A 19,467-nucleotide genomic window follows, 5' to 3' on the forward strand; every position below is an offset into this window, starting at 1 on the left:
GACACCGACACGCCGACGCTACGGCGTGTCGCTGTCCCATACTCACCACAAATCAAGCTTGCTCCGCTCAGGACCCGGCGAGCGCCTGGGTCGGGGCGAGCCGTCCGGCCCGTATCGCCGGATACAGCCCGGCCAGGGCCCCGATGGCGAGCGTCACCCCGACCCCGGCCCCCGTGGCCCACAGCGGCACCTCGGTCGGCCAGCCCCGCACCCCCGCGTACCCGGCGGTGATGCCCGTGCCCAGCACCGCCCCGGCCGCCCCGCCCAGCGCGCACAGCAGGAGCGACTCGGTGACGAACTGCCCCCGGATCTGCCCGCTGGTGGCGCCCAGCGCCCTGCGCAGCCCGATCTCCGGGCGGCGCTCCAGCACGGAGATGACCATGGTGTTGCCCACCCCCACGCCCCCCACGAGCAGAGCCACCCCGCCGAGCCCCAGCAGCAGCCCGGTCAGCGCAGACTCGGCCGCCTCGCGCGCGGCCAGCGCGTCCGAGGGCCGCGAGACCACCACCTGATTCGGATGCTCGGGGTTCGCGGTCGCCGCGAGCACGTCCCGTACGGCCGTCACCCGGTCTTCCTCCGTGCGGACGTACACGGTCGACGGGTGGCCGTCGAAGCCCAGGTACCGCTGGGCCGCGGGCCAGCCGACCAGCGCCGCCTGGTCGATCTCGGGCGCGAGCGGCACCGGGTCCACGATGCCCACCAGCGAGAACCACGTGCCGCCCAGCCACAGCCGGGTGCCCGGGGTGTGCACGTCCAACCGCCGGGCCGCCTGCCGGCCGAGCACCACCCCCGGGTACTCGGCGGTGGCCGAGTCCAGCCACCTGCCTGTACGGACCTTCCCGCCCACCGACGCGAGCAGCCGCGGTTCGGCCGCCAGCACCTCGATGCTGCCGGTGCGCCCGCTGGGCATGTGCTCGTTCCGGTACACCTTGGCGTCCTTGACCGCGCCCGTCGCCGCGACCTGTAGCACCGGGCCGATCCGCCGGATCATCGCCGTGGACTCCTCGGGCAGCTGGGAGCTCTGGCCCGTGGACTGGCTGCCCGTCGACTGGCTGGGGGAGACGCGCAGCAGATTGGTGCCGAGCCGGTCCAGACGGCGGTCCACCTCGGCCCGCCCGGACATGGAGATCCCGACGACCGCGAGCATCGCGGCCACGCCGATCGCGATGCCCAGCGCGGACAGGAGCACGCGCAGCGGGCGGGTGCGCAGACCGGTGCCACCCAGGCGGACGACGTCGGCGGGCCGCAGCCGGGCCGGTCGCAACCCCCGGCTCATGGCCGCCTCCCGAAGACCGCCGGGCGGGCCGGGACCGCCGTATCCGCCCCGCCGGGCTCATGTGCCTTGCCGGGCACATGTGCCTTGCCGGGCTCATGCGCCCCGCCGGGCTCATGTGCCCCGCTGTCGGCGACGATCCGCCCGTCGTGGATCTCCACCCGCCGGTCGAGCGCCGCGGCCAGCTCCCGATCGTGGGTGATCACCACCACCGTCGTACCGGCCGCGTGCAGTTCCCGCAGCAGCTCCAGCACCGCCGCGCCCGAGGCCGAGTCGAGATTGCCGGTCGGCTCGTCGGCCAGCAGCAGCGCCGGCTCCCCGATCACCGCCCGCGCCACTGCGGCCCGCTGGCGCTCGCCGCCGGACAGTTGATGGGGCAGATGGCCGGACCGGTGGGCCAGCCCCACCCGGGCCAGCGCCACCGAGGCCCTGCGGCGGCGCTCCCGCAGGGGCACGCCCGCGTACAGCAGCCCGTCGGCGACCGTGTCGAGCACCGGTACGCCCACCGCCAGGTGGAACTGCTGGAACACGAAGCCGATCCGCTGCGCGCGCAGCGCGGACAGCTCCCGGTCGGACAGCCGCGCCACGTCGTGGCCGTCGATGGTGACCCGCCCGGCGGTCGGCCGGTCGAGCGTGCCCATCAGGTGCAGCAGACTCGACTTCCCGGAGCCGGACGGGCCCACGACGGCGACCAGTTCCCCGGAGCGGACGAGCAGATCGGCGTCACGGACCGCCGCGACCCCGCCGGGGTAGATCTTCGTGACCCCCTCGAAGACGACGACGGGCCTCATTCGGGGATCCTCACCTTCAGGCCCTCGCGCACGGTGGACCCGCTCACCTCGACCTTGCCGTTCGCGAACAGACCGGTCTTGACGGCGACGAAGCGACTGCCCTTCCCGTCCCCGTCGGCACCCCCGGCGTCGGCGATTTCCAGCCCGTGGCCGCCCTCGGCGAGCGCCACCAGGGCGGCCACGGGAACGGTCAGGACGTTCTCGCGCTTGCGGCCGACGTAGCGGACGGTCACCGGGGTGCTGTTCAGCTGCCCCAGGGCCTCCTGGTCCTCGACGCGGATGAGGACCGGGACCTTGGCGTTCTTGGCCGCGTCCCCTTCGCCGCCCCCGTCGCCGCCCCCGCCCCCGCCCCCGTCGCCGCCCTCGGCGCCCTGTGCCGGGGAGGCGTCCTGCCCGACCTCCGCCACCCGGCCCTTGACCGTACGCCCGTCCGGCAGCTCGACGGTCACCCGATTGCCGCGCTCCGCCCAGCCGGTCTCCCCGGCCGGTGCCTCGACGGTCACCGAGCGTGCGGTACTCGTGTAGCTCAGCACATTCCCCGTGGCCTGGGCGCCCACCCGGACGCTCGTGCGGGCGATCCGGATCGGCCCGGACACGTACGCGATGTCCCCGGTCCCCACCTTGCCGGTCCTGGGCCTGCCCAGGTCCCGCTGCCAGCGCTTGACCGCATCGGCGGTCAGTTGAGAGTACGTGTCGTCCACCGTGAAGCCCGAGTAGCCGAGCATGGCCAGGTTGGACTCGAACTGCTTGACATCCAGGCCCCGGAGGGGACGGTCCGGGTCCCGGCCGACCGCCAGCTCCCGGTACATCGGCAGGTCCCCGTACAGCAACACGACGGGCTTCTCGTCCACCCGCAGCAGCGTCCGGCCGCGCGTGACGGTCTTCTCGGCCTTCGGCAGCCAGGTGATGGTGCCCTCCGCCCGTGTCTCGAACGGCACCTCAGGACCGTGGTCCAGTGTCCCGTCGACCGCCGTCTCGTCGACCAGCGTGCCGCGGGTGACCCGTACCGTTCTGTCCCCGCGCCCGGAGTCCGGCCCGCCGGAGTCCGAGCCGTCCCCGCCGCCGAGCCCCAGCGCGCCGACCACCGCCACGGCGGTGACCGCTATGGCCCCCGCCGCCACCAGGACGGACCTGCGCCCGATGCCCATCAGCCCTTGCCCTTACCGGGGTTGACCGGGTCCCCGATGATCGGCGCACAGATGCGGATGGCCCGTTTGGCGCGGGCCGACGTCGGGTCCCACGACATCTTTCCGTCATTCCGGAAGTCCTCGTCGGAGTAGCCGTCGTCGCCCACGTCCGGGGCCTCGGGAACCCCGTTCTCCTGCATGCACTTCGCGTAGCGCTTCCTGGTCGCGATCTCCTTGGCGGACAGCTTCGGCCTCTCCTGCCGCTCCAGCTCCTCGGGCACCGGGAGCGAGAACTCCTCGCACTTCACCTGGGCCCGGGTGAACTTCGGGTCCGCCTTCAACTCCCGCGCGTCGCCGAAGTCGATGTGGCCCTTCGCATCGGGGTCGGGGACCTCGAGCCCCTCCTCGCGCAGACACGTGACGAACCTGCGCTGCCCCTCGACGTACCGCGCGATCTCGCCGTCCCCGGCCTTCGACGAACCGGCCTTGGTCTTTCCGTCCCCCGCCGAGGCCACCTCGTCCCCGCCTCCGCCGCCCCCACCACAACCGCTCAGCCCCAGCGCCACCACCGACACCACCACGGCCGGCCACGCCCGAGCCGCGAACCGTCGCCGCGCACATGCCTTCATGGACACAGATCCCTCAATCACTCGTGACCGCCCGGACGCTGGTGCGGCCGGGCGGGCTCGAACGTATGAGGGGCCCTATGAAGAACCTATGAAGAAGCCATCAAGAACCGACGCGGGAGCCACCACCGCCACGCCGTACATCACTGCCGTACATCGCTGCTGTACGTCATTGCCGTACGTCACTGCATCCAGGCGCTGAAGGCCTGCTGGGTCGCCGTGCGCAGCAGCTCGTCCTCCACCGCCCGCAGCCTGCCTTCGCCGGCCACCGGCGACGCCTCGTACGGCCGCCCCTTGGCGCGCCACAGCTCCTTGGCGTCCGGCGTGGCGACCAGGCACGCCGAGCGCAGGTCCCCGGCGATCCAGAGCATGCCGCGGCCGTCGGGCGTACCGTGCCATACGGTGTCGGGCACGGCCGAGTCCAGCTCCCGGGCGACGCTGCCGTCGGGCGCCAGCAGCAGGATCAGCCGCTGGTGGTCCTTCGTCTCCTCCAGCTGACACGGCCAGGCCTGGAACGGGTGGCCGAGGGCGACGGTGAGCTTCGGCGCGGTCACGGCGAGGCCGACCGCACCGCCGAGACCGGAGAAGACCGCCAAGGTCCCCGCCAGACCGGCCACGACCACGCCCGCGTTCAACGAGACCGGTACCACCCACTTCACGGCGGCGACGGTCACCGCCACCATCACCACGGCGAACAGCAGGACATTGCGGGCCGCGGTCTTCTCGCGCCGCAGCCGCTCGTAGACCCTCGGATAGGTCGCCGCCGTTCCGCCCGACACTTGATATCCGTACTCGTCCGCCAGCATGATGCCCCTCCGTCCGTCGCCTTGCGGCCTTGGAGGGGATGTTGACGGGGCGCGGTGGCGCCCTGCCAGGTCTTCAGGCGTCCCGGACAGTCCGGGACACCCTCCCGTCACCAGATGTCCGGGGTCGGGACCGCCTGGCCGAAGTCGCCGATCCGCAGCGCGTCGGTGGGTATCGCCCAGTGCATCCAGCCGCCGTCGCCACCAATGGACCACTCCTCGTGCCCGGACAGCTGGAGCAGATGGTGGTAGCGGTTCGGGTCCTTGCCGAACGGCACCATCGGCGAGCTGCCGGTGGGGAACTGGGGCCTGCCGAAGGCCATGTCCTCGGAGTCGAGCGCGCCCGGCCGCTCCGACCACTCGGTGAGCTGGTTCTCCACATAACTGCCGGGCATGGCCCTGGCCATATCGTCGGCGTCGGGCCCCACATCGAAGCCGTTCCAGGCAGGATCCCAGGTGTCGGGGAAGGCGAACCCGGGCTTCGCCGCCCACGGGATCGGATCGAAGACGCTCGACCGGGCGGGCGGGTCCGTCTCGACGGCGTGCGCGAAGCGGGCCGGGACGACGCTGCTCACCTCGGCCCCGTAGTGGCTGTATTTCTGCATCAGGTCGTAGGAAACGGGGTCGTGCTCCTCGGATTCGGTGTCGAGATAGAAGAAGTTGAGCAAGCCCGTCCCGGCGGGGAGGGCACCGCCGAGCCAGGGGGAGAGGGCGTCGGCGTCGAGGACGGCGATCAGGCTCAGCGGAAAGCCGTCACAGGTCGGCCAGGGAGTCCCCGGTTCGAGCATCGCTCCGCCCCCGAACCGACTGTGCCCGGCGGCCTCCCCGGGGTTCTCGGCCGCGGTGAGCGCGAAGCCCGGCCGGGCCAAGTCCACGTAGCGGGCGGCGAGTTCCGGGCCCAGGCGCTCGGCGCAGAAATCACGAAGGGCGGAGAGTGTGCTCTCTGGATCCATGGCCGCATTCAAACACCCGCCCCCGACAGGCCGGTGTCCGATCGCGAACGCTTTCGGCTCCGCCCGACAAGTAGGGGGTGTGACCGCCCACTTCGGCGGTCGGAGACGGAGGCCCTGTGACCAGGGAACAACATACGGACGATACGGACGGTGAGTTGCTGCGGCGCTCGCAGCGGGAGCCGACGGCGTTCGAACCGCTGGTGGCCCGCCACTCGGCGGCGCTGCACGGCTATCTCGTACGGCGTGCCCCGGGCGCGGCGGACGACCTGCTGTCGGAGCTGTGGCTGCGCGCGTACGCGAGCCGGGACGGCTTCGACGCGGCGCGCGGGACGGCCAGAGCCTGGCTGTTCGGGGTGGCCCGAAACGTCCTGGCGGCGCACTGGCGCCGACTGGAGACGGAGGCGCCGCCGGGCTCGGCGCGGTTCGCGGAGGGCATCGCCAGCGACCCGTGGCAGGCCGTCGACCAGCGGCTGGACGCCGCGGCGGTCGCGCCGGCGCTGCGCCACGCGCTGACCAAGCTGCCCGCCGTCGAACGGGAGTTGATGCTGCTCATCGCCTGGGAGCAGCTGACCCCCACCGAGGCCGCCTCGGTCATCGGCGTCCCCCCGGGCACCGCCCGCTCCCGGCTGCACCGCGCCCGCACCCGGCTGCGCGAGCGGCTCGGCGCCCTCGTCTCCTCCGCCCAGATGCCCAAGACAGGAGAATCCGCATGACTCGCACCGACACCTTCGGCACCGACACCTCCGGTTCCGACCGCCCGCAGAACCACCTCGACTTCGCCGGAGCGGAGACCCTGATGGCCGCCGGCCGGGTGACGCCGCCGAAGGCCGAGACCGTGGCGGCGGCGCAGGCCGTCGTCCGCGCGGCGATCGAGCGGGACGCCGACGTCGCCGCCCTCACCCCCGCCGCCCTCACCCCCGCCGCCCTCACCCCCGCCGCCCTCACCCCTGCCGCCGCCACCCCGTCGGCCGCGCGCCCCCGCCGCCGCACGCGCCTCGCCGGGCTGTTCTTCCGGCCCCGCGTCGTCGTCACGGCGCTGGCCGCCGCCGTCGCCGCCGGAGTCATCGCGTACCCGGCCCTCACCGAGACCGACAGCGCACCGTCGCAGCCCCCGCGGGCCGCCTCGGCCAAGGCGTTCCTCAACGACATGGCACAGGTCGCGGCCTCCGCACCCGCCACCAAGGCCCCGTACTGGAAGACCACCCTCAACCTCACCGTCCCGGCGGACGGCGAGAAGGAGAGCACCCACACCAGGTATCTGGACCGGAAGGGGAAGTCCACCGAGGTGAACCCGGACGGGTCCACCAAGGTCGTCGTCACGGCCATGGCGTACGCCGTCGGCGACCGGACCCTCGGCTGGAACCAGCTCGACAAGCTCCCCACCGACCCCAAGGCTCTCGGCTCGCTGCTGCCCTCCCCCAACTCCGCCGACGGCAAGGCCAAGAGCACCTTCGGCAACGCCACCGCCCTCCTCGGCGAGTCCCCGGCGCGCCCCGAACTGCGCGCCGCGCTCTACCGTGTCCTGGCCGGTCTTCCCGGCGTCGAGGTCGCCGGCCCCGCCAAGGACGCCACCGGCCGCACGGGCACGGCCCTGGAGTGGACCACCGACTCCGGCACCCTCCGCCTGATCATCAACCCCAAGACCGGAGACCTCCTGGAGGAGACGGAGACCGCCCTCAAGACCGGCGCCCTCCAGGCCCGCTCCACCTACCTGACCAACGCCCCCGCGGACCGCATCGGCTGACCCCCGCCCGCCGACCGCGTCCGGGGGGCTCACGGCGCGGCGAGGTGCCCTGGCCGGAGTCGGTGGATCGCGGGGGTGTGTCACCGGCGCCGGCCAGGGAGTGCGGCCAGTGTGACGTCCGTACGGGCGCACCTGACCGCGCGGGCGGAGGCGTCGGCCGTGAGAGGGTGCCCCATGCACCCTCACCACCTGCGCTTCTTCTTCGAAGCCGGTGTCCCGCACACCCCGCTGTGGCCGGACGACGTCGACAGCCCGTACGGGTCCCCGTGCGAGCTGGAACGACTGCCGATCAGCCCGGCCACCCGGGCCGAATTGGCGAGGCTGTGCGAGTGGTACCAGTCGTCCCTCGACTGGGATTACCCACCGGACCCGTCCCCATGGCCCCGAGAGGAATGGGACCGGTTCGGACAGCAGGCGGACGCGGCATTGGACGCCCTGCGCCGTGAGCTGGGCGGCGGATGGACGGTCGAGGACCGACGCTGACCGGTCGCCCCGGGGCACCGCCGCCCGCCGATGGGCCGCTAGTAGAATCGGGGCCCATGCCCCTGAGCATGAGCGACGTGGACCGGTTCGAGGCCTCCAGGTTCCGCCTGGAGGCCATCGCCTACCGCCTCCTCGGTTCCGCGAGCGAGGCCGAGGACGCCGTGCAGGAGGCGTTTCTGCGCTGGCAGGCCGCCGACGTCGACCGTATCGAGGTCCCCGAGGCCTGGCTGACGAAGGTCCTCACCAATCTGTGCCTCAACCAGCTCACTTCGGCCCGCGCGCGGCGCGAGACCTATGTGGGCCAATGGCTCCCCGAGCCGCTGCTCGCCGGGGATGTGATGCTCGGCCCGGCCGACACCGCCGAGCAGCGCGAATCGGTCTCGTACGCGGTCCTCACTCTCATGGAGCGCCTGTCCCCCAACGAGCGGGCGGTGTACGTGCTGCGGGAGGCCTTCGACTACCCGCACCGGGAGATCGCCGAGATCCTGGACATCACCGAGGCCTCCAGCCAGCAGATCTTCCACCGCGCCAAGAAGCATGTCGCGGACGGCCGGGCCCGTACCGAAGTCGACGAGGCCACCGCCCGGCGGATCGTCGAGGAGTTCCTGGCGGCCGCCACCAGTGGCCGGCCCGAGCCGCTGGTGCGGCTGCTCACCCAGGACGCCGTCGCGATCGGCGACGGCGGCGGGAAGATCCCGGCCCGCGCCAAGGCGTTCGAGGGCGCCGCCGCGGTCGCGAAGTTCATGTGGGGCCTGTTCAAACCCGGCAAGGCCAAGCGCGCCTACGCCGGCGGCTCACCCGAGATCTACGCCACGACCGCCAACGGCGACCCCGCCGTCGTGGCGGTCGTCGGCGGCCGGGTCGTCGGCGTCGTGTGCCTGGAGGTCACGGCCGAGGGCATCGCCGCGTTCCGTAACCAGGTCAACCCCGACAAGCTCGAACGCGCGAGCGAGCAGTGGGCGGCCGTCGATCACGGGGAACCCCTGCTCCACGCCTTCTGATCCGCTGACCCGGTGTGAGGTGCTTCACATCGTCTTCCTGTCAGGAAACGGCGGGCCGCCCGGTTCAAGGGGCGACTCGCTGAAGACAGGAACAGACAGGAGCAAGGACATGCAGCACCGCATCATCGTCCTCGGAGCCGGATACACCGGAGCCAGCGCCGCCGGGCGCCTCGCCAAGCGGCTGCACCGCGAGGACGTCACCATCACCCTCGTCAACGCCGAGCCCGACTTCGTCGAGCGCGTCCGGATGCACCAGCTGGCGGTCGGCCAGGACCTCAAGCCCCGGCCCTTCGGCGAGATGTTCGCGGGCACGGGCGTCGAGCTGAAGCTCGCGAGGGTCACCGGCATCGACGTCGACCGTAAGACCGTCGCCGTCATCGACGTGAACGGGGCGAACGGCGCCGAGGAACTGCAGTACGACACCCTCGTATACGCCCTCGGCAGCGGCTGGAACGACCAGGGCGTCCCCGGCACCGCCGAGCACGCCCATGAGCTCGCCGGCCGCCCCGGAGCGCTACAGCTCCGCGAGCGCCTGGCCCGGCTGGACGCCGGGCAGCCTGTGGTCGTCGTCGGTGGCGGCCTCACCGGTCTGGAGGCCGCGACCGAGATCGCCGAGGCCCGCCCGGAGCTCGATGTCGTCCTCGCCGCCCGCGGCGGCCTCGGCGACTGGCTCTCGCCCAAGGGCCGCGAGCACCTGCGCAAGGTCTGCGACAAGCTCGGCATCACCGTGCACGAACACACCGCCGTCACGGGCGTCGAGGCCGACCGCGTCGTCACCGCCGACGGCAAGGCCATCCCGGCCGCGGTCACCGTGTGGACCACCGGCTTCGCGGTCCACCCGATCGCGAAGGCCACCGCCCTGGAGGCCACCGGCACCGGCCAGATCGTGGTCGACGCGACCATGCGCTCGGTCTCGCACCCGGATGTGTACGCCGTCGGCGACGCGGCCATGGTGATGGGCCCCGGCGACAAGCCACTGCGGATGTCGTGCGCCTCGGGCGTCCCCACCGCGTGGCAGGCCGCGGACGCCATCGCGGCCCGCCTGACCGGCGGGAAGCTCCCGAGCGTGCCGATCCGCTACTTCAACCAGTGCATCTCGCTGGGCCGTAAGGAAGGCGTGATCCAGTACGTCACCGCCGACGACCGCGCCGTCCGGGCGGCCCTGACCGGACGGTTCGCCGCCGTCTACAAGGAACTGGTCTGCAAGGGCGCGGCCTGGGGTGTCGCCAACCCGACGCTCGGGATGCCGAGCCGGCGCCGCCGCGTCGTACGGCAGCGGGCCCAGGCGGGTTCGGCGGTCTGAAGGAGCCGGACCCGGCTACCGAAGGCTGCCGTGGAAGCAGGTCTCACCGTCGATCCGGACTGGCCGGCCGGGCGGCAGGGGCGGGTCCAAGGGCTCGCCCTCCGGAAGCCCCGAGCAGTCGATGAGGAACGACACGTCCAGGGGCTTGGCCGGAAAACGGGTGATGGGCTGCCCCGGGCGGTGGATCTCCAGGGTCAGCTTCAGCATGGTCGGGAGGTCTTCAGGGTCGAAGCCCCCGCTGTCGCAGGATTTCAGGGTCTCGTCGGCGTCGCGCCGCGCGGCGTCGACGGACCCGAAAACGCACGCTGTCGAGGACCACTCCGAGTTGCTGATCCGGGCCTTTTCGTGGACCAGGGCGAACGCGTAGCGGTCCGGGGACCCGGTGCCGTCGAAGTCGTCGTCGTCCTCCTCGGGCGCCTCTTCGCCGAGTTCGGCGAGGCTGTCGCGGGCGACATGGTCCCCCGGGTCACGCCGCAGCGCCTCGGCGTACGCGGCGACGGCGCCGTCCCGGTCGCCGGACCAGCACAGGGCGTGGCCCAGCTGAAGGGGTACGAGAGGGTCGCCGGGGTCGGCGTCCAGGGCGGCGCGGGCCGCCTCGACCGCCCGGGCGGCCAACTCCTCGCTGAGGCCGTCCTCGTCGTACTCCTCCATATCGCCCAGCCATGGCCCGTCGTCCCCGTCCGTCCAGGACCAGTCGCAGGACAGCTCCTCAAGGGCGCACTGCTGCAGGGCCAGCCCCGCTGCCGTCGAGCGTCCCACGGCGACGGTGGCGGCGGTCTCGGCATCATCGGCGTCGTCGGCGCTCAGCTGCCGCGCGACGGCGTCGTAGCAGCGGGTCGCCTCCGCGAGCAGGTGCGGGACCTTGTCCGTGTCCGTCTCGGCGCCGTACGTCAGCCGCTCACTGCTCTCAAGGAGCAGCGAACCGGCCTTGATCAGCAGAGCGTTCGTCGCGTCATCGTCGGTCATGGACCGGCACGTTACTGCTCCGCGGAGGCGTGCCGTGCGGTGGCGTGGACGAGGCTGTGTTCGATCCGGGTCAGGGCGTCGATGGCCTCGGTCTGCTGGTCGGGGGTCAGGCTGTCGGCGACGGAGCTTTCGAGTTCGGCCCAGACCTCCTCGACCTGGCGGCGCAGGGCGAGGCTGGCGGCGGTGGGTTCGATGATGAAGGCGCGTTTGTCGGTGGCGCAGGGGTGGCGGCGGACGAAGCCGGTGTGTTCGAGGCGTCGGATGGTGCGGGTCATGGTGGCCGCGTCGGAGCCGAGCAGGCGCACCAGATCGGCCTGGCGCTGGGGGCCGAGGTCCCACAGCTGCATCATGACCAGCTCCTGGCCGGGGTGGAGGCCGACGCGGCGCAGCAGCTGCGCGGCGAGCATGCGGTGCAGCCGGGCGACGCGGAAGATCGCGTGGGTCATGGCGCCGGCCTGGACGGAGGGCGGCATCGGCATCTCGGCCGTTGCCGCGGCTTCGGCTGACCGGCTGCCGGACGTGTCCTTCGGCTGACTCATACGTCCCTCGCTGCGATGCGTAGCTGCCCGAGCAGGAACGAGCCTATCGCGCTCGATGCCGATACGGCGGTGAGCCCATATGCGCTGGAGATCGCGGCAGAGCGGGGTGTGTGGTGACACAGCTCACAGTGACGCGGGAATGCCGTGCCGCGATTTACTTGTTCGGACAGGCAATGGCGCCGTACCGCGCGGCGCCCCTCCGTGACCAAGGAATGTGATCATGGCGACGGCATTCGATCCGTACCACCTGGGCGGCAAGCCCCTGGCCAACCGCATCGTGATGGCCCCGATGACCCGCAGCCGTGCGTACGGCCCCGGGGCGACCCCGACGGACCTGATGGCGACCTACTACGCGCAGCGGGCCGGCGCCGGGCTGATCGTCACCGAGGGCACCCAGCCGTCGGTGGTCGGGCAGGGCTACCCCGACACCCCGGGGCTGCACTCCGCGGAGCAGGTCGAGGCCTGGCACAAGGTGACCGACGCCGTGCACGACGAGGGCGGGGTGATCTTCGCGCAGCTGATGCACACCGGCCGCATCGGCCACCCCAGCCTGCTGCCGGACGAGCAACTGCCGGTCGGCCCCTCCGCTGTGGCGCCGAAGGGGCAGGTGTTCACCCATGAGGGCCCCAAGGACTTCGTCACGCCCAAGGAGCTGACCGAGGCCGAGATCGCCCGCACCGTCGACGAATTCGCCACCGCGGCACGCAACGCGGTGGCCGCCGGGTTCGACGGCGTGGAGATCCACGGCGCCAACGGCTACCTGGTCCACCAGTTCCTCGCCCCCAGTGCCAACCGGCGCACCGACGCCTGGGGCGGCTCGGTCGACGGCCGTATCCGCTTCGCCGTCGAGGTGGCGACCGCGGTGGCCGAGGCCATCGGCGGCGAGAAGGTGGGCTTCCGTATCTCGCCCGGCAACCCCTACAACGACATCGCCGAGGACGACCTTCAGGAGACCTACGGCGCCCTGGTGGCGCGGCTGGCCCCGCTGGGCCTCGCCTATCTGCACCAACTGGAGGCCCCGGGCGTACGTGACCTGGTCCTTCGCCTGCGCAAGGAGTGGCCCGGCACCTTCATCCTCAACCCGTTCACCGGCACCGACCCGACCGGCCCGGAGGAGCTGGGTCTGGTGGAGGACGGCACGGCGGACCTGATCGCCTACGGCGCGCTGTACCTGGCCAACCCCGACCTCCCGGCCCGCCTCGCCGCCGGCGGCCCGTTCAACACCCCCGACCCCACCACCTCCTTCGGCGGCGATCACCGCGGCTACACCGACTACCCCGCCCTCGGCTGATACCTGCCCGAACAGCTAAGCGTGTCGTGCGCGGCGGGCGCCCGCCGGGTGGTCAGCCCCGGAGCGGAACACCCTCGGGCGCCCGCACTGCCGCAGCGCGGCAGGAGTGCCGGCAGGTGCTCGCGTGGCGGCAGATGACGGTTCAATTCGGCGTCGCGAACACATTGCGCTCGGTGAGGTCGGGGATGAGCCGGGCGGCTGCTCTGAAGTCGGCGTCGTCATGCAAAACGACAAGGCCGTGGTGTGCCGCCGTCGCGCAAATCAGCCAGTCCACGGCGGACAGGCTCTGGTGCTGACCGCGCTGGGCCAGGCGGTACTGGCCTGTCTCGATCCACTTCCAGACGGCCTTTGGAACGGAGACATCCGGGAAAAGATCCGTGAACATCTCCGCCATTTGGTCGTACTCGTCGAGGCTTTGTGCGGACTGCAGAAACTCTGTGCGTTGGGGAGCGCATGAGCCGATCGCCGCCTCGTCGAGCTCGTGACCCCAGAGGTCGTGGAGCTTGCGATCCCGCTGAAGGCGCCAGACGGCGGTGGAGTCGGCAAGGTAGCGGATCACGCTCAGGCAGCACTCTCTGCACTCTGGGTGTTCTCGGCGGCGGTCTTCTCGGCCGCGTGGCGTTGCCAGAACCCTTCCGCGTCCCATTGCTGGGCCTGTTCGAAGTGGCGCATCCGCGCCTCGGTGCGCGAACGCCGCGCCGCGTATTCGCGTAGGGCGATGTTGACCATCTCCTTTTTGGTCTTGGCGCCGGACAGCCGCATGGCTTCCGCGAGGGCTTCGTCGTCGATGTCGATCTGGGTGGCTGACATCGGGAACCTCCACGAGATTGGCTACATACAAAGGTAACCGATGTTCCATACAAGGTGCGAGGTCGCTCCGATTACGCGGCGAGATCGTTTGCCTCTCGGCAGTCGCGGCAGCAGCCGTCGCAGTTCTGGAGGGGGACGACCGGCGGTGGGCCGTGAGGGCGGCGGGGTGGCGCAGATCCGGCGGGAGGCCGGTGGTCAGGGCGCGGCGTACGGCGTCGGGGGGCGGCGCCGCGCTCCAGCCAGGGCAGCTACGGCCGGGGGCGAGGCGGCGTACGTCGCGCTCGGAGAGCAGTAACCGGGCGTCGTCGCGGCGCAGGGCGGCGAGCAGGGCCGTGGCGGTGCGGGGGCGCTCGGGCCGGCCCGTGTAGCGAGCGAGCATGTCGGCGCTGCCGTAGCTGTTGTCCCCCGCCGGTCGCCGCGACATCACCGATGACACCCGTCTGTAAGGTGAGCCCGTGGCTTCTCCTGACGCTGAACTCGACCGGCTGGGCGCGAGCAAATACTTGCTGGTCACCACCTACCGCAGGAACGGGGTTGCCGTGCCGACCCCAGTGTGGGTGGTCCGTGACGGCGACACCTTGGGCGTGTGGACGCCGGCCGACTCCGGCAAGGTCAAGCGCATCCGCAATCGGGGCGATGTCCTGGTCGCGCCGTGCGATGTGCGCGGCAATCGCCTCGGCGACGACGTCCCCGGCCGTGCCGAGCTCGTGTACGGGGCCGACGTGGAGCGCTACCGTGACCTCCTGCGCCGGAAGTACGGCCTGATTGGGCGGCTCACTGTGTGGGGGAGCGTGCTGCGCCGCGGCCGGCAGGGCACGGTGGGTATCCGCATCACGCTCGGCGACGCCACGGGAGAGTGACCCGCTGAGCGCTCGTGATGCCGGTCTGCCAGGCGCCGGCGTCGGCGATGTGCTCCGCCGCTCAACGCGCCGCGGCATCCGTGAGAATCGCCTGAAGTCGTGCTTGGCATTCGGCGACGAAGGCCGGATAGGTGCGCCAGTAGTAAGAGATTCCACTGACGCCGACCGCGATCGCCCAGGCGCGGGCTCGGGTCCAGGTCAGGTCATTGAGGTCCAGAGTTTTCCAATAGACCTCTCGTGCTTGGGGCGGCAGGTCCCAGACTGTGGCGTGCTCGGCGTCGGGAAAGCCGACCGAGAGGCCCCCGAAGTCAATGACCGCGTGGAGTTTGCCCTCCCGAACCAAGAGGTTGGTGGGCTTGAGGTCGCCGTGGAGCCACACGTTGAGTCCGGAAGGGTCAGGCGGTGCGAGCGCGGTTCGCCACAACTGTTCCAAAGTCTCAACGTCGAGCTCCGGACCCGCGGTGGTGTGGCAATCTTCAAGACACTTGCTGACCCACTGGTCACACGGCTGCAGGCTGCCTCCGCGGTACCAGCTGAGGCCATCTGCGCGAGTCGCTCCCATGAGATCGACGCTGTGGAGCTCCCGCACGAACGCCGCCAGGTCGGATCCGAAGGCGGCCCAGTCCCGGACGGTGTCTGGGCCGACTTCGTCACCGTCGATCCAGCGGTAGACCGACCAGTCGAGAGGGAAGGCGTCGACGGGCGTCCCAGCGTGGACGGGCTCGGGGATAGGGCACGCGAGGAGGGGCGCCAGGCGAGGAAGCCATTTCTGCTCCTTCCGCACGGACCGCCCGTTCTCGGCGGTTCGTGGAAGTCGTACGAGCAGGTCATCGCCCAGCCGGTACATGACATTGTCCGTGCCCGCGCCCGCGGGCGACAACGGCAGGTCAGCCCACTCCGGGCGCTGTGCCTCCAGCAGCGACCTGGCTACCGCCTCGTCGACCGGGACCTCATTCTGATGAAGCGTCACGCCGAAAAGTCTCGCCGTTGGATGGCGAGGGAAGCCAGTGATTTTCCGCTACCCCTGAGCACCGCATCTCCCACCCGCTCAGTGCCGGAGGGTGAGTTCGGCCCACACCGTTTTGCAGCTCAGCTCGGCCACCACACCCCAGCGGTCCGCCAACTCCTTCATGAGCAGCAGCCCATGCCCCGACTCGCCATCGGTCTCCCCGCGTGGGCGGACGGTCGGCAGCCGTTCCGTACGCGGATCCCGTACCGCGAGGAGGCGGGCCAGGCGGGCGCCCTTACGGGGGGCGGAGAGCAGGACGGTGAAGTGGAGGGTAGGGGGGTGCGGAAACGGAAGTGTCTGTTCGAGTGAAATGTCGGCTCATGTCACTCAGCGTGGCCGTGCGCGTCTAGGCTGAAAAGTAGCGACGCCAATACGGACGGTGACCGTCCGGTGGTGCTCCTGCTGCGGTCCGGCGCTTGTCCGGCCCGTACGCCGTGACGCGTGCTGGGCGGGCGACGTTGGGCACGGACACGTCGGAGGTGGGCAGATCATGAGCGAGGTCCAGGGGTTCGAAGAGGACGACAGCGGTGCGGTGATGAGGGCCGTCGGCCGCCAGATCAAGTTGTGGCGTGAGGCGGCGGGGCTGAAGCAGGTGGAGTTGGGGGCGGCGATCGGGTACGGGGAGGAGTTGGTTTCGGCCGTCGAGCGGGCTCGGAGGATTCCCCGGCCGGAGTTCCTGGACAAGACGGATGAAGTGGTGGGAGCGGGCGGCAAGATTGCGGCGATGAAGAAGGATGTCGCGGAGGCGCGGTATCCGAAGAAGGTGCGGGATCTGACGAAGCTGGAGAGGGAGGCCGTTGAGCTTGGGGGTTACGGCACCCACAATCTGCATGGGCTGTTGCAGACGGAGGAGTACACGCGGGCGCTGTTCGAGATGCGGCGGCCGTCGTACACCGAGGACGACATCGACCGCCTCGTGGCGGCCCGGATGGCCCGGCGGGAGATCTTCGAGCGGCGACCTGTGCCGACGCTGACCTTTGTGCAGGAAGAAGTGACGCTGCGGCGTCCGATCGGGGGCGCAATGGTGCTGCGCCGCCAGCTCGAACACCTATTGGAAGTCGGGCAGTTGCGGAACGTCGAGATTCAGGTGATGCCGACGAGCCGTGAGAACCATGCCGGGATGGGCGGCGAGCAGGGCGTGCTGAAGCTCAACGACGGTACGGCGGTGGGCTACTCGGAAGGCCCGCTCACCAGTCGCGTGATCTCCAATCCGAAGGAGGTCCAGATCCTCGAGCTGCGTTATGGGATTATCCGTGCGCAAGCTCTCACTCCGTGTGAGTCTCTGGCCTTTATCGAGAAACTGCTGGGGGAGACATGACGCTCAAGCCTTCTGAGTGGATCAAGAGCAGCTACAGCGCCAGCAACAGCAACGACTGCGTCGAGGTCGCCCTCACCCCCGACACCATCCACATCCGCGACTCCAAGCACCCCCACGGCCCCCAACTCGCCGTCACCCCAGCCGCCTGGACCGCCTTCCTCACCTACGCGGGCCGTCACTGACGCCGTGGAAACAGGTCCGGCCGTCGACCCGGACCGGCCGACCCGGCGGCAGGGGCGGGTCCAAGGGCTCGCCCTCGGGGATGGCTGACCAGTCGATGAGGAATGAGCCGCTGCGGGGCTCGGCCGGGACATGGGCGACGAGGTCGAAGCGGGTGACCGGCTGCCCGGGGCGGTGGATTTCGAGGGTCAGCCTCAGCATCTCGGACAGCTCCTCCCAGGTGAGATCCGCGTCGGCAAGGCTGCTGAGGACCGCGTCGGCGTCGCGCTGCGCGGCGGCGACCGAGCCGGAAGCGAGCGCGATGGCGGACCATCCCCAGCTGGCTTTCCCGGCCTCTGCGCGGACCAAGGCGAACGCGTAGCGGGCCCGGGACCCGGCATCCTCGAAGGCGTCTTCCTCGGGCGCCCCTTCCCCCAGTTCGGCGAGCCTGTCGCGCGCGACAAGGTCCTCCGGGTCGCGCCGCAGCACCTCGGTGTACGCGGCGACCGCGCCGTCCCGGTCGCCGGACCAGCACAGGGCGTGGGCCAGTTGGAGGGGCACCAGCGGGTCGCCGGGGTCGGCGTCCAGGGCCGCGCGGGCCGTCTCGATCGCCCGCGCGACCAGTGGCTCGCTGATGCCGTCCTCGTCGAACTCCCGCATATGGCCCAGGTACGGCCCGTCGCTCTCGTCCTCCCAGGACCAGTCGCAGTCCAGCTCATCCCAGGCGCACTGGTGCAGGGCCAGCGTTGCTGCCGTCGAGCGTCCGATCGCAACGGTGGCGGCGGTCTCGGCGTCATCGGCGCTCAGCTTCCGCGCGACGGCGTCGTAGCACCGGGACGCCTCCTCAAGCAGTCGCGGGACCCCGTCCGTCTCCGCGTCGTCCATCAGCCGCTCACCGCAGTCGCGGAGCAGCGAACCGGCTTTGATCAGCAGCGCGTTCGTCGCGTCATCGTCATCCGCCATGGACCAGCACGTTACTGTTCCCCGCCGTTCCCTGGCTGCCCATGCCCCGACCGTGGCCGGTCTCCCTCGCGAACTGGCAGGATGGCGCGGACCGCAGAAGCGGACCGCAGAGTGGGAGGGGCAGGGGCATGACCGTGTTCGTTTTGTCCGGCATCGTCGTGCTCGCCGTCGGAGGGTGTGTCTGCGTCGTGTGGGCGGCGCGGGGCGGCCCGCGTTGGGTGCGCGCGGCGGCAACCACGACACTGGTGGCGGGCGAGTTGGTGCGCAAGGCGGGGCGCAAGGACCGGAGCCGGAGCGGCAGCTCGGGCGAGTCATCGGACGAGTAAGGGCGCGCGCGAGGGATGGGCATCGGCACGTAAGCCACGTCAGGCGGTGGTGGTGGCGCGCGCCGCGATGACCACCACCGTGGCGTACGGCATGGTGAAGCCGCCCCCCACCGCGTCGATCGCGGCCCCGGTGCCGGTCAGCAGTTCCGCCAGCTTGGCCGGCGGTAGCTGGCCCGCGTCGCCGCCGGTACGGAGCTGATCCAGCCACTCCTCCCGGGTGTACTCGCGCTCCCAGTCGAAGCGCCGCTGCTCCGGCTCGCCGAACGCGCCCGTCTGCCGTATCCCGTCGACCGCCCTGGTGAACAGCGCCGAGTAGGGGTCGAGCGCGGGCTTCGCCCAGGGGTTGCGGGGCGAGTCGGGCAGGACCCGGCGGTAGACCTCGGCGAAGGCTTCCGCGATATCGGGCGAGGGCTGGAATACGTTCCAGAACACGGCCAGTCGGCCGCCGGGTCGCAGCACCTCGGCCGCCTTGGCCGCTCCGGCGACCGGGTCGATCCAGTGCCAGGTCTGGGCGGCGACGACCGCGTCGAAGGTCCGGCCGGCCGGGTCCCAGGACTCGAAGGCCGCCACCTCGACCTCGAGCCCGCCGCCGTGGAGCCCGCCGCCGCGGCGGGCGAACTCGGCCATACGGGCGTCCACATCGACGCCCAGCACCGTGCAGCCGGCCGCTTGGAACTGCCGGGCCGCGATGCCGGTCCCGACGCCGACGTCGAGGACGTCGGGCCTGGGGGCCGCAGTGGCGATCGCGGCGGTGATCGCTTCCACCATGGCGTCGGGGTAACGGGGCCGGGCCCGGTCGTAGCGTTCGGCGTCGGAGCCGAACGACTCCGCCATCTCGCGGGCGTGATGGGGCTCGCGTTGCGCGTCAGGGGCTTGCTCGGATTCGTTAGTGGGCATGCGCCCACTATGAGTGGGCGGTTGCCCACTCGTCAACTGGGAGCAGTTCCCGGATGTGTAGGCCAGCGTCGGCCGTTTCGGGCAGGTCAGGGTGTTGTGGTCGGCGGTGAATGATCTGGCCGACGGTCACCTTCGGCCCTTCCTGTACAGATGGGATCAGTTGTTCGCCAATCGCTGTCATGTGCTTCCCGGGGTGTGGGGTGGGGGTTAGCTTCGGTTCGTCGA

General features: G+C 71.2%; 23 protein-coding genes. 10 read left to right on the forward strand and 13 right to left on the reverse strand.

Annotated elements, in window-relative coordinates:
- Positions 1-67: 67 nt before the first annotated feature.
- The 6 genes from ACWDSL_RS42190 to ACWDSL_RS42215 form a co-directional block, all read right to left on the reverse strand.
- Positions 68-1,276 carry an ABC transporter permease gene (locus ACWDSL_RS42190; RefSeq protein ID WP_450493570.1) on the reverse strand — a complete coding sequence of 403 codons (1,209 nt, stop codon included), beginning with the start codon at positions 1,274-1,276 and terminating at the stop codon, positions 68-70.
- Positions 1,273-2,064, reverse strand: coding sequence for an ABC transporter ATP-binding protein (locus tag ACWDSL_RS42195; protein ID WP_450493572.1), 792 nt, complete (start codon positions 2,062-2,064; stop codon positions 1,273-1,275). The genes ACWDSL_RS42190 and ACWDSL_RS42195 overlap by 4 nt, the downstream gene beginning before the upstream one ends.
- Positions 2,061-3,212: a peptidoglycan-binding domain-containing protein gene (locus ACWDSL_RS42200; RefSeq protein ID WP_450493573.1), complete on the reverse strand. Its 1,152-nt coding sequence runs from the start codon at positions 3,210-3,212 to the stop codon at positions 2,061-2,063. Before ACWDSL_RS42200 ends, ACWDSL_RS42195 begins: the two co-directional genes overlap by 4 nt.
- Positions 3,212-3,820, reverse strand: coding sequence for a hypothetical protein (locus ACWDSL_RS42205; RefSeq protein WP_450493575.1), 609 nt, complete (start codon positions 3,818-3,820; stop codon positions 3,212-3,214). The genes ACWDSL_RS42200 and ACWDSL_RS42205 overlap by 1 nt, the downstream gene beginning before the upstream one ends.
- A 179-nt stretch (positions 3,821-3,999) precedes the next feature.
- Positions 4,000-4,623 carry a hypothetical protein gene (locus ACWDSL_RS42210; RefSeq protein ID WP_450493576.1) on the reverse strand — a complete coding sequence of 208 codons (624 nt, stop codon included), beginning with the start codon at positions 4,621-4,623 and terminating at the stop codon, positions 4,000-4,002.
- Between the two features lie 107 nt (positions 4,624-4,730).
- Positions 4,731-5,573 carry a DUF1963 domain-containing protein gene (locus tag ACWDSL_RS42215; RefSeq protein WP_450493578.1) on the reverse strand — a complete coding sequence of 281 codons (843 nt, stop codon included), beginning with the start codon at positions 5,571-5,573 and terminating at the stop codon, positions 4,731-4,733.
- Positions 5,574-5,689: 116 nt separating this feature from the next.
- Here ACWDSL_RS42215 and ACWDSL_RS42220 point away from each other — a divergent pair, with 116 nt between their 5' ends.
- The 5 genes from ACWDSL_RS42220 (at position 5,690) to ACWDSL_RS42240 (ending at position 10,104) form a co-directional block, all read left to right on the forward strand.
- Positions 5,690-6,286 (forward strand): RNA polymerase sigma factor, encoded by a 597-nt coding sequence (locus tag ACWDSL_RS42220; RefSeq protein WP_450493579.1) that lies wholly within the window; start codon positions 5,690-5,692, stop codon positions 6,284-6,286.
- Positions 6,283-7,317: a CU044_5270 family protein gene (locus ACWDSL_RS42225; protein WP_450493581.1), complete on the forward strand. Its 1,035-nt coding sequence runs from the start codon at positions 6,283-6,285 to the stop codon at positions 7,315-7,317. The genes ACWDSL_RS42220 and ACWDSL_RS42225 overlap by 4 nt, the downstream gene beginning before the upstream one ends.
- Before the next feature lie 174 nt (positions 7,318-7,491).
- Positions 7,492-7,800 (forward strand): hypothetical protein, encoded by a 309-nt coding sequence (locus tag ACWDSL_RS42230; protein WP_450493582.1) that lies wholly within the window; start codon positions 7,492-7,494, stop codon positions 7,798-7,800.
- 56 nt (positions 7,801-7,856) lie between these two features.
- Complete coding sequence (gene sigJ / locus ACWDSL_RS42235; RefSeq protein ID WP_450493583.1) at positions 7,857-8,801, forward strand: RNA polymerase sigma factor SigJ; 945 nt, start codon at positions 7,857-7,859, stop codon at positions 8,799-8,801.
- A gap of 109 nt (positions 8,802-8,910) precedes the next feature.
- The gene (locus ACWDSL_RS42240) at positions 8,911-10,104 is read left to right on the forward strand and encodes an NAD(P)/FAD-dependent oxidoreductase (protein ID WP_450493585.1); all 1,194 of its coding nucleotides are present in this window, start codon (positions 8,911-8,913) and stop codon (positions 10,102-10,104) included.
- A gap of 15 nt (positions 10,105-10,119) precedes the next feature.
- Here the strand turns inward: ACWDSL_RS42240 and ACWDSL_RS42245 are convergent, their stop codons facing one another.
- Positions 10,120-11,070 (reverse strand): tetratricopeptide repeat protein, encoded by a 951-nt coding sequence (locus ACWDSL_RS42245; RefSeq protein WP_450493587.1) that lies wholly within the window; start codon positions 11,068-11,070, stop codon positions 10,120-10,122.
- 11 nt (positions 11,071-11,081) lie between these two features.
- Positions 11,082-11,543 carry a MarR family winged helix-turn-helix transcriptional regulator gene (locus ACWDSL_RS42250; RefSeq protein WP_450493609.1) on the reverse strand — a complete coding sequence of 154 codons (462 nt, stop codon included), beginning with the start codon at positions 11,541-11,543 and terminating at the stop codon, positions 11,082-11,084.
- Positions 11,544-11,829: 286 nt separating this feature from the next.
- Here ACWDSL_RS42250 and ACWDSL_RS42255 point away from each other — a divergent pair, with 286 nt between their 5' ends.
- Positions 11,830-12,900, forward strand: coding sequence for an alkene reductase (locus ACWDSL_RS42255; RefSeq protein WP_450493589.1), 1,071 nt, complete (start codon positions 11,830-11,832; stop codon positions 12,898-12,900).
- A gap of 142 nt (positions 12,901-13,042) precedes the next feature.
- Here the strand turns inward: ACWDSL_RS42255 and ACWDSL_RS42260 are convergent, their stop codons facing one another.
- Positions 13,043-13,459, reverse strand: a complete 417-nt coding sequence (locus ACWDSL_RS42260; RefSeq protein ID WP_450493591.1) for a PIN domain-containing protein — start codon at positions 13,457-13,459, stop codon at positions 13,043-13,045.
- A gap of 2 nt (positions 13,460-13,461) precedes the next feature.
- Positions 13,462-13,710, reverse strand: coding sequence for a type II toxin-antitoxin system VapB family antitoxin (locus ACWDSL_RS42265; protein WP_450493593.1), 249 nt, complete (start codon positions 13,708-13,710; stop codon positions 13,462-13,464).
- 455 nt (positions 13,711-14,165) lie between these two features.
- Here ACWDSL_RS42265 and ACWDSL_RS42270 point away from each other — a divergent pair, with 455 nt between their 5' ends.
- A complete protein-coding gene (locus ACWDSL_RS42270; RefSeq protein ID WP_450493595.1) occupies positions 14,166-14,570 on the forward strand; it encodes a PPOX class F420-dependent oxidoreductase in 405 nt (134 codons plus the stop codon).
- Between the two features lie 61 nt (positions 14,571-14,631).
- Here the strand turns inward: ACWDSL_RS42270 and ACWDSL_RS42275 are convergent, their stop codons facing one another.
- Positions 14,632-15,540 (reverse strand): aminoglycoside phosphotransferase family protein, encoded by a 909-nt coding sequence (locus ACWDSL_RS42275; RefSeq protein WP_450493597.1) that lies wholly within the window; start codon positions 15,538-15,540, stop codon positions 14,632-14,634.
- A gap of 529 nt (positions 15,541-16,069) precedes the next feature.
- Between ACWDSL_RS42275 and ACWDSL_RS42280 the strand changes: the two genes are divergently transcribed.
- Positions 16,070-16,897 (forward strand): helix-turn-helix domain-containing protein, encoded by an 828-nt coding sequence (locus ACWDSL_RS42280; protein ID WP_450493599.1) that lies wholly within the window; start codon positions 16,070-16,072, stop codon positions 16,895-16,897.
- Positions 16,894-17,079, forward strand: coding sequence for a DUF397 domain-containing protein (locus ACWDSL_RS42285; RefSeq protein WP_450493601.1), 186 nt, complete (start codon positions 16,894-16,896; stop codon positions 17,077-17,079). The genes ACWDSL_RS42280 and ACWDSL_RS42285 overlap by 4 nt, the downstream gene beginning before the upstream one ends.
- Here the strand turns inward: ACWDSL_RS42285 and ACWDSL_RS42290 are convergent.
- On the reverse strand, positions 17,057-18,019 hold the full coding sequence (locus tag ACWDSL_RS42290) for a tetratricopeptide repeat protein (RefSeq protein ID WP_450493603.1): 963 nt from the start codon (positions 18,017-18,019) through the stop codon (positions 17,057-17,059). The two genes, ACWDSL_RS42285 and ACWDSL_RS42290, sit on opposite strands and share 23 nt — an antisense overlap.
- 128 nt (positions 18,020-18,147) lie before the next feature.
- Here ACWDSL_RS42290 and ACWDSL_RS42295 point away from each other — a divergent pair, with 128 nt between their 5' ends.
- Complete coding sequence (locus ACWDSL_RS42295; RefSeq protein ID WP_450493605.1) at positions 18,148-18,345, forward strand: hypothetical protein; 198 nt, start codon at positions 18,148-18,150, stop codon at positions 18,343-18,345.
- A gap of 39 nt (positions 18,346-18,384) precedes the next feature.
- Here the strand turns inward: ACWDSL_RS42295 and ACWDSL_RS42300 are convergent, their stop codons facing one another.
- Positions 18,385-19,242 carry a methyltransferase domain-containing protein gene (locus tag ACWDSL_RS42300; protein ID WP_450493607.1) on the reverse strand — a complete coding sequence of 286 codons (858 nt, stop codon included), beginning with the start codon at positions 19,240-19,242 and terminating at the stop codon, positions 18,385-18,387.
- Positions 19,243-19,467: the final 225 nt, after the last annotated feature.

This window comes from Streptomyces sp. NPDC000941, assembly GCF_053599555.1.

Bases quoted from the DNA above. Each gene is read 5' to 3' on its own strand.
- ACWDSL_RS42225 (WP_450493581.1), top strand. From the start codon at position 6,283: ATGACTCGCACCGACACCTTCGGCACCGACACCTCCGGTTCCGACCGC.
- ACWDSL_RS42200 (WP_450493573.1), bottom strand. From the start codon at position 3,212: ATGGGCATCGGGCGCAGGTCCGTCCTGGTGGCGGCGGGGGCCATAGCG.
- ACWDSL_RS42205 (WP_450493575.1), bottom strand. From the start codon at position 3,820: ATGAAGGCATGTGCGCGGCGACGGTTCGCGGCTCGGGCGTGGCCGGCC.
- ACWDSL_RS42300 (WP_450493607.1), bottom strand. From the start codon at position 19,242: ATGCCCACTAACGAATCCGAGCAAGCCCCTGACGCGCAACGCGAGCCC.
- ACWDSL_RS42210 (WP_450493576.1), bottom strand. From the start codon at position 4,623: ATGCTGGCGGACGAGTACGGATATCAAGTGTCGGGCGGAACGGCGGCG.
- ACWDSL_RS42290 (WP_450493603.1), bottom strand. From the start codon at position 18,019: ATGGCGGATGACGATGACGCGACGAACGCGCTGCTGATCAAAGCCGGT.
- ACWDSL_RS42245 (WP_450493587.1), bottom strand. From the start codon at position 11,070: ATGACCGACGATGACGCGACGAACGCTCTGCTGATCAAGGCCGGTTCG.
- ACWDSL_RS42255 (WP_450493589.1), top strand. From the start codon at position 11,830: ATGGCGACGGCATTCGATCCGTACCACCTGGGCGGCAAGCCCCTGGCC.
- ACWDSL_RS42280 (WP_450493599.1), top strand. From the start codon at position 16,070: ATGAGCGAGGTCCAGGGGTTCGAAGAGGACGACAGCGGTGCGGTGATG.
- ACWDSL_RS42195 (WP_450493572.1), bottom strand. From the start codon at position 2,064: ATGAGGCCCGTCGTCGTCTTCGAGGGGGTCACGAAGATCTACCCCGGC.
- ACWDSL_RS42295 (WP_450493605.1), top strand. From the start codon at position 18,148: ATGACCGTGTTCGTTTTGTCCGGCATCGTCGTGCTCGCCGTCGGAGGG.
- sigJ (WP_450493583.1), top strand. From the start codon at position 7,857: ATGCCCCTGAGCATGAGCGACGTGGACCGGTTCGAGGCCTCCAGGTTC.
- ACWDSL_RS42285 (WP_450493601.1), top strand. From the start codon at position 16,894: ATGACGCTCAAGCCTTCTGAGTGGATCAAGAGCAGCTACAGCGCCAGC.
- ACWDSL_RS42265 (WP_450493593.1), bottom strand. From the start codon at position 13,710: ATGTCAGCCACCCAGATCGACATCGACGACGAAGCCCTCGCGGAAGCC.
- ACWDSL_RS42215 (WP_450493578.1), bottom strand. From the start codon at position 5,573: ATGGATCCAGAGAGCACACTCTCCGCCCTTCGTGATTTCTGCGCCGAG.
- ACWDSL_RS42250 (WP_450493609.1), bottom strand. From the start codon at position 11,543: ATGCCGCCCTCCGTCCAGGCCGGCGCCATGACCCACGCGATCTTCCGC.
- ACWDSL_RS42190 (WP_450493570.1), bottom strand. From the start codon at position 1,276: ATGAGCCGGGGGTTGCGACCGGCCCGGCTGCGGCCCGCCGACGTCGTC.
- ACWDSL_RS42230 (WP_450493582.1), top strand. From the start codon at position 7,492: ATGCACCCTCACCACCTGCGCTTCTTCTTCGAAGCCGGTGTCCCGCAC.
- ACWDSL_RS42240 (WP_450493585.1), top strand. From the start codon at position 8,911: ATGCAGCACCGCATCATCGTCCTCGGAGCCGGATACACCGGAGCCAGC.